The organism is Providencia sp. PROV141 (assembly GCF_028481645.1).
GTDB classification, from domain to species: domain Bacteria; phylum Pseudomonadota; class Gammaproteobacteria; order Enterobacterales; family Enterobacteriaceae; genus Providencia; species Providencia rettgeri.
In genome coordinates this window covers 307,944-317,922 of sequence record NZ_JAMPPR010000018.1, presented here as the reverse complement: position 1 = coordinate 317,922, position 9,979 = coordinate 307,944, and the positions used below count along the sequence as shown (strand labels likewise).

The window sequence follows — 9,979 nt, the reverse complement described above, 5'->3', positions numbered from 1 at the left end:
GTGTTTTTTTACATTTTTTTTCTAACTGCCTATTTACCACACAAAACGACTACTTTTTGATTCTTTTTAGTGCTTCTGGCAGTTCGGCAATACTATTAATAACAAGATCTGCATTATTGATAGCCTCATCTGTGACTGGCTCACCACTTTTTACTAATACGGTCGTACCAACGTTAGCAGCTTTACCTGCTAACATATCAGCTAGTTTGTCACCGACCATAATCGATGAAGCCATATCTATCTTTAAAAAGTCTTGTGCATCTAATAGCATTCCAGGTTTTGGTTTACGACAATTACAGTCTTGTCGATATTCTTCTACTGTAGCTTCAGTATGATGAGGGCAAAAATAAATACCGTCTAAGTCAATACCGCGATCTGCTAATGACCAATCCATCCATTCTGTGAGCTGCATAAACTGGTCTTCTGTATAAATTCCCCGACCAATACCTGACTGGTTGGTTACAATAACTAATGCATAGCCCATCTTTTTTAATTCAAGCATTGCTTCAATTGACCCTTCGATAAATTCGAAATCATCAATTTTATGTACATAGCCATGATCGATATTAATTGTTCCATCTCTATCTAAAAAGACTGCTGGGATCCCGTTACTCACCTGTTTACTCCTAAAATTTAGTATTTTTTTAGTATCTCATGAAAAGAAATAAAAGGAGAATAGAATAAATAGAACAATCTTTATTGACTTAGACGTCTAGACGCCTTAACATCCAACCTTATTAGATACACTATCTAAAAACAATTCAGATAAAGTTAGAAACTATAAATGATAAAGCTCTCAAATATTAATAAAGTTTTCCAGCAAGGAAGCCGTAACATTCAAGCACTTACTGATATTAGCTTGCATGTACCTGCTGGTCAGATCTATGGCGTTATTGGTGCTTCAGGTGCAGGTAAAAGTACGCTTATTCGTTGCGTAAATATGCTTGAGCGCCCAACTTCAGGCAAAGTTATTGTTGATGGGCAAGATTTAACGTCGATGACTGAAAAAACCTTGACGAGAGCACGTCGCGGCATTGGCATGATTTTTCAACATTTTAACTTGTTATCTTCACGCACTGTTTTTGATAACGTTGCTCTACCTTTAGAGCTTGATAATACGCCTAAAGAAAAAATTAAAGAGCGTGTGAATGAATTACTAGATTTAGTTGGTTTAAGTGAAAAGAAGGATGCTTATCCTGCGAATTTATCCGGTGGACAAAAACAACGTGTTGCTATAGCTCGCGCATTAGCTAATTCCCCTAAAGTATTGCTATGTGACGAAGCTACAAGTGCATTAGACCCTGCGACAACTCGTTCAATTTTAGAATTATTGAAAGATATTAACCGCCGATTAGGGCTAACTATCTTATTAATTACCCACGAAATGGATGTTGTAAAACGTATTTGTGATCAAGTAGCTGTAATTAGTGGTGGTCAATTAATCGAACAAGACAAAGTGAGCGAAGTTTTCTCTCACCCGAAAACACCTGTCGCTCAAGCGTTTATTCAATCAACACTGGTAATTGATATTCCAGATGATTATAAAGAGCGCTTAAAAACTGAGCCAGGCAAAGATTTATCACCATTACTCAAACTAGAGTTTACAGGGCAGTCTGTTGATGCACCTTTAATTTCAATGGCAGTACGTAAATTTGATATTGATATTAATATCTTGAGTTCGCAGATTGACTACGCCGGTGGCGTAAAATTTGGTGTGATGTTAGCTGAGCTGCATGGCATCAATGGTGGTGTTGAGTCCACAATTGCATTTTTGAAAGAGCATCATGTGAAAGTAGAGGTTTTGGGTTATGTCTGAGAGAATGATTTATCTGCTGATTAACGGCACAATTGACACTATCACAATGACCTTTGTTTCCGGCTTTTTAGGTTTTGTTTTAGGTTTACCTTTAGGCGTGTTGCTCTATATTACGCGCAAAGATCAAGTTATGGAAAATGTTGGCTTATATCGTGCTCTTGCGGTTGTTGTTAATATTTTCCGTTCAGTACCATTTATTATTTTGCTCGTTTGGATTATTCCATTAACGTCGTTTCTTGTTGGGACGACTATTGGCTTAAAAGCGGCTATCGTGCCTTTAACTATTGGGGCCGCACCGTTTATTGCTCGTATGGTTGAAAATGCGCTATTAGAAATTCCAAGTGGCTTAATTGAATCTGCTCGCGCTATGGGGGCAACTCCGCTTCAGATTATTCGCAAGATTTTAATCCCTGAAGCATTGCCAAGTTTAATTAATGCAGCCACTATCACGTTAATTATGTTAGTCGGATATTCTGCAATGGGTGGTGCCGTTGGTGCCGGTGGTTTAGGCCAAATCGCACTACAATATGGTTATCAAACCTATAACCCTGTTGTGATGAATACCGTTATTGTTCTACTCGTCATTTTAGTAAATCTAATTCAGTTTGGTGGCGAGTATTTAATGAAAAAAGTTTCACATCGATAGTTAGTAAAATAGCGGCGCCGTTGAGGTGCTTATAAAGTCCGTTTTAAAGGGGTAAACCAATGTCTATTAAATTAAAATCTATCGCAGTTGTCGGCGCGCTATTAGGCACACTCATTCTCACTGGTTGTGGTGAAAAAGAGAAAGATGCTAACAGCATTAAAGTTGGTGTGATCATGGGCAAAGAATTAGAAGTTGCTGAAGTCGCGCAAAAAGTTGCTAAAGAAAAATACGGTTTAAATGTTGAGCTTGTTTCATTTAATGACTTCGTTTTACCAAATGAAGCATTAAGTAAAGGCGATATCGATGCGAACGCATTCCAGCACAAACCTTATCTTGATCAGCAAATTAAAGACCGTAACTATAAATTAGTCCCTGTTGGAAATACTTTTATTTACCCAATTGCGGCTTACTCTAAAAAGATCAAGTCAGTTGATGAACTTGTAGATGGCTCACAAATTGCGTTACCAAATGACCCTACCAATTTAGGTCGCTCATTACTGTTATTACAACAACAAGGCTTAATTAAATTAAAAGATGGTACAGGTTTAATGCCAACGGTTTTAGATGTGGTTGAAAACCCGAAAGACCTGAAATTTGTTGAGTTAGAAGCGCCTCAATTACCTCGAGCTTTAGATGACCAAAAAATTGCCTTAGCGATCATAAATACAACTTGGGCAAGTAGTGCTACACCTAAATTAACCCCAGCAAAAGATGGTTTATTTGTTGAAGATAAAGATTCTCCATACGTAAATATTATTGTTGCTCGTGAAGATAATAAAGATAGCGAGAATGTGAAAAAATTTATTCAAGCATATCAATCAGATGAAGTGGCAAATAAAGCTAACGAAGTCTTCGATGGTGGTGCAGTTAAAGGTTGGTAATCTTTTTTATTATTTAAAAAACGATTAAAATACTAGACGGCTTAACGCCGTCTAGTATTTTTTTGTAATTTATAGACTATAAAAATAACGGCATTACTTTGAATCATATAAGAAAGGTATAACTTATGAGACTGTTATTGCTCACCTTGGTGACATTTGTGTTAGCCGGGTGTGGAATTAACCAATACACGAGTCCAGGGCAAAATAAAGGTTTCACTAGTATGAAATTGTCTAAACCTGTACCGAGTGTGACAGAACCAGACACTGCAAACGTTAAATTAATGAATAGCCCAGAAGAACTATTAGGGATGCCTTTCAAAGATTTAGGTGTTGTTTCTGGGGAATCTTGTCGAGAAAGCGTTCAAAGCCCTCCGGCAAATTTGAATACTGCTAAAAACAGTATGTTAACACAGGCAGCCTATATTGCGGCTGATGCTGTACTTTTACACCAGTGCCAAACCATGACTTCTCCTGGTTGTTATCAGGCAACTATATGTGAAGGTAGTGCATTACAAATTGTTGAATAAATATCTTATGCAATCTTTTCAGTTTAATATTATTGGGCATATTGAATCACCTTATAAAGAAAAGTTTGCTATCCCTCGCCAACCTGGACTCGTTCAGGGGGGTGTGGGACGCTTATACCTGCATTCTCCATATAACGATCCAAATGTGGTGCGAGGACTCAATCAATTTAGCCATGTTTGGGTTTTATTCGTTTTTCATCAAACGATGGGAAATGGCTGGAAACCGCTCGTTCGTCCTCCAAGATTAGGTGGCAATGATAAAATGGGGGTTTTCGCCACCCGTTCAACATTTAGACCGAATCCGATAGGTATGTCACTTATTGAATTACATGGAGTCACAATAGAAAACAACCAAGTGATCCTCGAGCTTGGCAGCCTTGATTTAGTTGATGGTACCCCTGTTATCGATATAAAGCCTTACTTAACTTTTGCAGAGGCTATACCAAATGCAACTGCCGGCTATGCACAGGACACACCTTCAGATGATATGCAAGTTATATTTACCCCACATACAGAAACTGTATTAAATACTTATCAAAGTCAGTACCCGGGTATTAAACAATTTATTTCACAAGTTTTAATGCAAGACCCTCGCCCTGCATATAAAAAACAATCGACTGAAATACGTGACTATGCAGTCCATTTATTAGATTTTAATATTCGTTGGCGAGTAATTGATGGTGTGACTGAAGTATTCGCTATCGAACCATACGAAAAATCACCTTAACCCCTTTTGACAAGCCTTCGTCACTGGTAGACTAGCTCACTATATACCTTGGCAAATAAGTCGTTTGCCATAACTTGTTGTTCTAATGGAACCTATACAATGCGTACTAGCAAATATCTGCTCTCAACTCTAAAAGAGACCCCTGCGGATGCAGAAGTTATCAGCCATCAGCTGATGCTGCGTGCAGGAATGATCCGTAAACTTGCCTCTGGTCTGTATGACTGGTTACCCACTGGTGTGCGTGTTCTGCGAAAAGTAGAAACCATCGTTCGTGAAGAAATGGAAAATGCAGGCGCTATAGAGGTATCTTTACCCGTCGTCCAACCTGCAGATTTATGGCAAGAAAGTGGACGTTGGGAACAGTATGGCCCTGAATTGCTGCGTTTTGTTGACCGTGGTGAGCGCCCGTTTGTTCTCGGTCCAACCCATGAAGAAGTGATCACCGATTTAGTGCGTAACGAAATTACTTCTTACAAGCAACTACCATTGAATTTATTCCAAATTCAAACCAAATTCCGTGATGAAGTTCGCCCACGTTTTGGTGTGATGCGTTCACGTGAATTTATCATGAAAGATGCATACTCTTTCCACACTAGCCAAGAATCATTGCAAGAAACCTACGATGCAATGTACGAAGCCTACAGCAAAATTTTCACGCGTATTGGTTTTGATTTTCGTGCTGTTCAAGCTGATACCGGCTCTATCGGGGGTAGCGCATCCCACGAATTCCAAGTATTAGCAAAAAATGGTGAAGATGATGTTATTTTCTCGACCGAATCTGATTACGCCGCTAACATCGAATTTGCAGAAGCATTAGCCCCAACAACGCCACGTGGTGCACCAACAGAAGAAATGCGCCTTGTTGATACGCCAAATGCAAAAACAATCGCAGAGCTTGTCGAACAATTCAATTTACCTGTTGAGAAAACTGTTAAGACATTGATTGTCCATGCGAAAAAAGACTCAGGCCACACATTAGTCGCTTTATTAATTCGTGGCGACCATGAATTAAATGAAATCAAAGCAGAAAAACACCCTTTAGTGGCTAGCCCATTAGAGTTTGCCACTGAAGCTGAAATCAGAAATGCGGTCAATGCAGGCCCAGGTTCTTTAGGCCCTGTCAATATGCCTCTACCGATTGTTATCGACCGTAGCGTTGCAGTAATGAGTGACTTTGGTGCTGGCGCAAATATTGATGGCAAACACTATTTCGGCATCAACTGGGAACGTGATTTAGCGCTACCAGAAGCTTTTGATTTACGTAACGTTGTTGAAGGCGACCCAAGCCCTGATGGTAAAGGCGTACTACAAATTAAACGCGGTATCGAAGTTGGCCACATTTTCCAATTAGGTACTAAATACTCAGAAGCAATGAAAGCGTCAGTCCAAAATGAAGATGGCCATAATCAAATCGTCACCATGGGTTGTTATGGTATTGGTGTAACGCGTATTGTGGCCGCTGCCATTGAACAAAGCCATGATGACCGAGGAGTTATTTGGCCTGATGCAATTGCTCCGTTCCAAGTGGCTATTTTGCCAATGAATATGCACAAATCTTATCGTGTTAAAGAAGTTGCAGAAAAACTTTACGCTGACTTAAAAGCAAACGGTATTGATGTAATTTTCGATGACCGTAAAGAGCGCCCCGGTGTGATGTTTGCCGATATGGAGCTGATTGGTGTTCCATATACTATCGTTATTGGTGACCGTAACTTAGACAACAACCAAATTGAATATAAATCACGCCGAAGTGATGATAAAGAACTGGTTGGTCTAGAAAATATTGTTAGCTTCCTAAAAGGTAAGCTCGGTAAATAAAACAGGTTAAAAGCTAGAAAATAAAGCCCAAATTTAGGTTACTTTGAATTTGGGCTTTTTCTTTAGATGTCTCGGTACGAACCAATCTTAAAACCTTGTACCAAAATTTGTGATTTTAAGTTTTCAGATGTTAAAACTTCCAATTCATTTAAACGTGGATATGCATAGTTACTTTTTAATAGTGCATTATCAATAAAAGCAGGATGGCTCATAACTTCAATAGAGCTATTACCTTGTACCTTAGATTCATTAATAATTTTCAAAAATAGCGCTTCTGAAATTTCATCACCATAGAACTCGCTACTGAAACAGTCCGTACTCGCCACTTGATATGATAATGGTGGCCAATTTTTCTCTAATTGGCGATCAACGCGTAACGCGACTCCCTTCTCTTGGGCAAAAGCAACTACAATCGGAAAAATGCCTTCAATCATATGGACATGATGATGGCTATCAATATGGCTAGGTTTTTGACCAAAAATTTCGATAAACTTTTGATATTGCAGGCTTAGCTCTTGCTCAATCTCAATCAGTGGTAAGTCATTAATATCCCAAAGCCATTTCCCCAATATTCCATCACGACTGAGTGTAGGCATTGATGAGAAAGGCTTCCCAGCCGTTAAAACAAAATGCATGCCCACCGCTAAGTTCGGATTTTCTTGGCTTAATTTAGCTGCATGAGATATTGCTGGCATATTCATCATCGCACTAGTTGAATGAACTATCCCATTACGATGAGATTCAATAATGCCATAATTGACAGCTTCACAGAGCCCAAAATCATCAGCATTTACAATAAGTAGTACAGCCATATGCTCTCCCTTAATTCTATAAGCTATCTGGCTAATTAACCTTCTTGCTCAAGCTGTTGTATTGCTTTAGCAAAGTTGGGTAGATATTTTTTATGGGCGATAAGTAATTCCTTAGAAATTAAACGCGCATCGTTATCAGAATGAATTAATGGGTTTAAATTCATCGCCAATAATACATCATTAAACTGACCATTTACTGCAGCTTGGCTAGTCGCAATCTCAAAGTTTTTTAAGGTATAAATTAAACCAAGTACCTTATCATCAAAATGTTTTACTCGTGAGTGCGGTTTCGCACCATCACGACCTAATATACATGTCATTTCGACTGTCCAGTCTTCAGGTATATTATCGATATGTCCATGATGTGGAATATTAACGTAGTGCTCCGTTTGCTTGTCATTGTATATTGCATTGATGACTTCACAAGCTGCATCTGAATAATAAGCCCCACCTCTTAATTCAAGCTCTTTAGGCTTTACATCTAATGTCGGGTTTTTATATAGTTCAAATAGCTGATGTTCAACTTTTTGCACGACTTGCGCCCTAGCACCACCTTTATAATACTCACCCAGCTCAATCGCTAGCATTTCCTTAGGTTTAAAATAGTACAATAAATAGGAGCATGGGATCAGATTTAACCCACGAATTAGACCTTCGTCAAAAGCAAGGTCAGTAATGTTTTTAACTGAGTTGGCACTTAACGTTCCAGAGGCAATACCCTCTAATAATTCATTAAACCTCGATGAGCCATTTACAATAACATCTTTGATAAAAACCATATGGTTTAAACCAAATAAATCGATAGACAATTCATCGCTGTCAGATAATTTCAGGACATCAGTAATAAACATTTTCATACCGATTGGTATATTACAAACACCAATAAAACGTTTGAAATTAGTGTGACGATAAACCGCTTCAGTGACCATCCCTGCCGGATTGGTAAAATTAATGACCCAAGCATTCGGGCAAATTTCTTCAACATCTTTGATAATGTCAAAAATCACGGGTATTGTTCGTAACCCTTTGAATAAACCACCAGCACCATTAGTTTCTTGTCCCAAATAACCATGTTTTAAAGGGATTGATTCATCTAATTCACGCGCTTTTAATTGCCCAACTCTTAATTGAGTCGTGACGAAATCAGCATCTTTTAATGCTTCTCGCCTATCCAGTGTTTTAAATATCTTTAGGGGAATATTGGCATGCTTAACCATGCGTTCGCATAAATTATAGATAATATCTAATTTTTCTTTACCTTCTTCGACATCCACTAACCATAATTCAGTAATAGGTAATTCATGGTAACGTTTAATAAAACCTTCCAGTAATTCAGGAGTGTAGCTACTCCCCCCCCCAATAGTAACAACTTTTAATTTCTGAGTCATATTAACCTCATGGACCTTTATAATAGACATAGAAAAGCACACCATCTTTATATATAAAGATGGATATGCTAGAGATTTTAGAAATGGAAAGCTTATTTAGATAATAATTTAACCTACCATTTTTTGTTCAACGCTAAATAGATTCTTTCTGTAATCACTCGGTGTTAATGAAGTTAGCTCTTTAAATTTTTTTACAAATAAACTTGGGCTGCTATAACCTGATTCAAAAGCAATATCTGTAATTGAATAATTAGTTATTTCAAGTTGCTTTTTAGCAAAGTTAATTCTGATATCATTAATAATCTGCATTGGCGTTTTGCCATAATATCTTTTTGTTGCTCGGGTTAAGTATTCTTGTGATTTTCCCGTTATAGAAATCATATTTTGTAGAGCACTCTCACTAAACATTGCGATATCATGCATTTCTTCCAATGTGCTTTTTAACCACTGCGGTGCATCATCTCGCATACTTTTTTCACGATAATGGCGTAATCGATTTACTACATTGAATGTAACTAATTCAATAAATTCATTAAATTCGCTATCACGAAAATTTAATGATGCGATCACGGACTCTATATAAGCCATAAACTCATTTTTCAGTTGATAACCTTGTGACGCAACAAAACAACTTGGCAACAGTGGTAAATAATGTTTATCAAAAAATGATTTACTGATACCCACATTTAATATTCGTGTTGGCCCGAAATCATAAGCGCTTTCGTGATGAGACCCTATTGGAAGAAAAATGAAATCTCCTCGTTCTAATAAAACTTTTTTTCCATTAATTATTTGATAACAACGCCCCGTTAAAACGATCATATATTCATAATAATCATGTTGATGCAGTCCACTTGCACTCTCAACTTTATTATAAATAAAGACATGAAAGGTTTTATTATTAAAAAGTTCACTTTCTTGAACTAGTTTAATTTCAGCATTAGTGTCGGTTCTATTCATCAGTGTCTGCATCATGACCCTCTCTAATGGTTTAGTTTTTCATGTAATTCAATTAACTCTGTAATTAATTCACGGGCTAACATTGCGTTCATTAAATGATCTTGTGCATGAACTAGGACTAGGCTTACTTTGATTCGCCCTTCCCCCATATCACTTTCAATTAACTGAGTTTGCACTTTATGAGCTTCATTCAACGAGGAATGAGATTGCGCCATTAAACTTTTTGCGGTCACAAAATCACCTTCTTTCGCTTTTTTTAATGCGGTGTAAGCTAAGCTTCTTGCTTGCCCTGCATTAATAATCAGTCCCATGACAACTTCTTCCAGTTCATCCGTAGTGGCATTTTCTTGGATATCATTAAGCTCAAACATATTTTTATCTCTATTTTAATGGGAGGAGCAAGC

The 9,979-nt window shown here is 37.8% G+C and carries 11 protein-coding genes; 6 read left to right on the top strand and 5 right to left on the bottom strand.

Annotated elements, in window-relative coordinates; genetic code table 11:
• Positions 1-49: 49 nt before the first annotated feature.
• On the bottom strand, positions 50-616 hold the full coding sequence (gene gmhB, locus PSF09_RS13600) for a D-glycero-beta-D-manno-heptose 1,7-bisphosphate 7-phosphatase (RefSeq protein ID WP_272664236.1): 567 nt from the start codon (positions 614-616) through the stop codon (positions 50-52).
• Positions 617-784: 168 nt separating this feature from the next.
• On the opposite strand from gmhB, the gene metN reads away from it, so the two are divergent.
• The 6 genes from metN to proS all read left to right on the top strand — a co-directional run bounded on the left by metN (position 785) and on the right by proS (position 6,415).
• Positions 785-1,816: a methionine ABC transporter ATP-binding protein MetN gene (metN, locus tag PSF09_RS13595; RefSeq protein WP_272664237.1), complete on the top strand. Its 1,032-nt coding sequence runs from the start codon at positions 785-787 to the stop codon at positions 1,814-1,816.
• Entirely contained in the window at positions 1,809-2,462 is a 654-nt protein-coding gene (gene metI, locus PSF09_RS13590; RefSeq protein ID WP_004257375.1) for a methionine ABC transporter permease MetI, read from the top strand. Before metN ends, metI begins: the two co-directional genes overlap by 8 nt.
• A gap of 59 nt (positions 2,463-2,521) precedes the next feature.
• On the top strand, positions 2,522-3,343 hold the full coding sequence (locus tag PSF09_RS13585; RefSeq protein ID WP_272664238.1) for a MetQ/NlpA family lipoprotein: 822 nt from the start codon (positions 2,522-2,524) through the stop codon (positions 3,341-3,343).
• Positions 3,344-3,468: 125 nt separating this feature from the next.
• Positions 3,469-3,870: an Rcs stress response system protein RcsF gene (gene rcsF, locus PSF09_RS13580; protein ID WP_272664239.1), complete on the top strand. Its 402-nt coding sequence runs from the start codon at positions 3,469-3,471 to the stop codon at positions 3,868-3,870.
• Positions 3,871-3,877: 7 nt separating this feature from the next.
• Positions 3,878-4,597: a tRNA (N6-threonylcarbamoyladenosine(37)-N6)-methyltransferase TrmO gene (tsaA, locus tag PSF09_RS13575; RefSeq protein ID WP_272664240.1), complete on the top strand. Its 720-nt coding sequence runs from the start codon at positions 3,878-3,880 to the stop codon at positions 4,595-4,597.
• Between the two features lie 99 nt (positions 4,598-4,696).
• Positions 4,697-6,415 carry a proline--tRNA ligase gene (gene proS, locus PSF09_RS13570; RefSeq protein WP_272684007.1) on the top strand — a complete coding sequence of 573 codons (1,719 nt, stop codon included), beginning with the start codon at positions 4,697-4,699 and terminating at the stop codon, positions 6,413-6,415.
• Positions 6,416-6,477: 62 nt separating this feature from the next.
• Here the strand turns inward: proS and chbG are convergent, their stop codons facing one another.
• The 4 genes from chbG to chbA form a co-directional block, all read right to left on the bottom strand.
• A complete protein-coding gene (chbG, locus tag PSF09_RS13565; protein ID WP_272664241.1) occupies positions 6,478-7,227 on the bottom strand; it encodes a chitin disaccharide deacetylase in 750 nt (249 codons plus the stop codon).
• 35 nt (positions 7,228-7,262) lie between these two features.
• Positions 7,263-8,615 carry a 6-phospho-beta-glucosidase gene (locus PSF09_RS13560; RefSeq protein WP_272664242.1) on the bottom strand — a complete coding sequence of 451 codons (1,353 nt, stop codon included), beginning with the start codon at positions 8,613-8,615 and terminating at the stop codon, positions 7,263-7,265.
• Positions 8,616-8,723: 108 nt separating this feature from the next.
• On the bottom strand, positions 8,724-9,590 hold the full coding sequence (gene chbR / locus PSF09_RS13555; RefSeq protein ID WP_198641592.1) for a transcriptional regulator ChbR: 867 nt from the start codon (positions 9,588-9,590) through the stop codon (positions 8,724-8,726).
• An 8-nt stretch (positions 9,591-9,598) separates the two neighbouring features.
• The gene (gene chbA, locus PSF09_RS13550; RefSeq protein WP_004908815.1) at positions 9,599-9,946 is read right to left on the bottom strand and encodes a PTS N,N'-diacetylchitobiose transporter subunit IIA; all 348 of its coding nucleotides are present in this window, start codon (positions 9,944-9,946) and stop codon (positions 9,599-9,601) included.
• Positions 9,947-9,979 lie beyond the last annotated feature (33 nt).

Excerpts from the sequence above, each read along its gene's own strand:
- metN (WP_272664237.1), top strand. The coding sequence starts at position 785 with ATGATAAAGCTCTCAAATATTAATAAAGTTTTCCAGCAAGGAAGCCGT.
- metI (WP_004257375.1), top strand. The coding sequence starts at position 1,809 with ATGTCTGAGAGAATGATTTATCTGCTGATTAACGGCACAATTGACACT.
- PSF09_RS13585 (WP_272664238.1), top strand. The coding sequence starts at position 2,522 with ATGTCTATTAAATTAAAATCTATCGCAGTTGTCGGCGCGCTATTAGGC.
- rcsF (WP_272664239.1), top strand. The coding sequence starts at position 3,469 with ATGAGACTGTTATTGCTCACCTTGGTGACATTTGTGTTAGCCGGGTGT.
- tsaA (WP_272664240.1), top strand. The coding sequence starts at position 3,878 with ATGCAATCTTTTCAGTTTAATATTATTGGGCATATTGAATCACCTTAT.
- proS (WP_272684007.1), top strand. The coding sequence starts at position 4,697 with ATGCGTACTAGCAAATATCTGCTCTCAACTCTAAAAGAGACCCCTGCG.
- chbG (WP_272664241.1), bottom strand. The coding sequence starts at position 7,227 with ATGGCTGTACTACTTATTGTAAATGCTGATGATTTTGGGCTCTGTGAA.
- PSF09_RS13560 (WP_272664242.1), bottom strand. The coding sequence starts at position 8,615 with ATGACTCAGAAATTAAAAGTTGTTACTATTGGGGGGGGGAGTAGCTAC.
- chbR (WP_198641592.1), bottom strand. The coding sequence starts at position 9,590 with ATGATGCAGACACTGATGAATAGAACCGACACTAATGCTGAAATTAAA.
- chbA (WP_004908815.1), bottom strand. The coding sequence starts at position 9,946 with ATGTTTGAGCTTAATGATATCCAAGAAAATGCCACTACGGATGAACTG.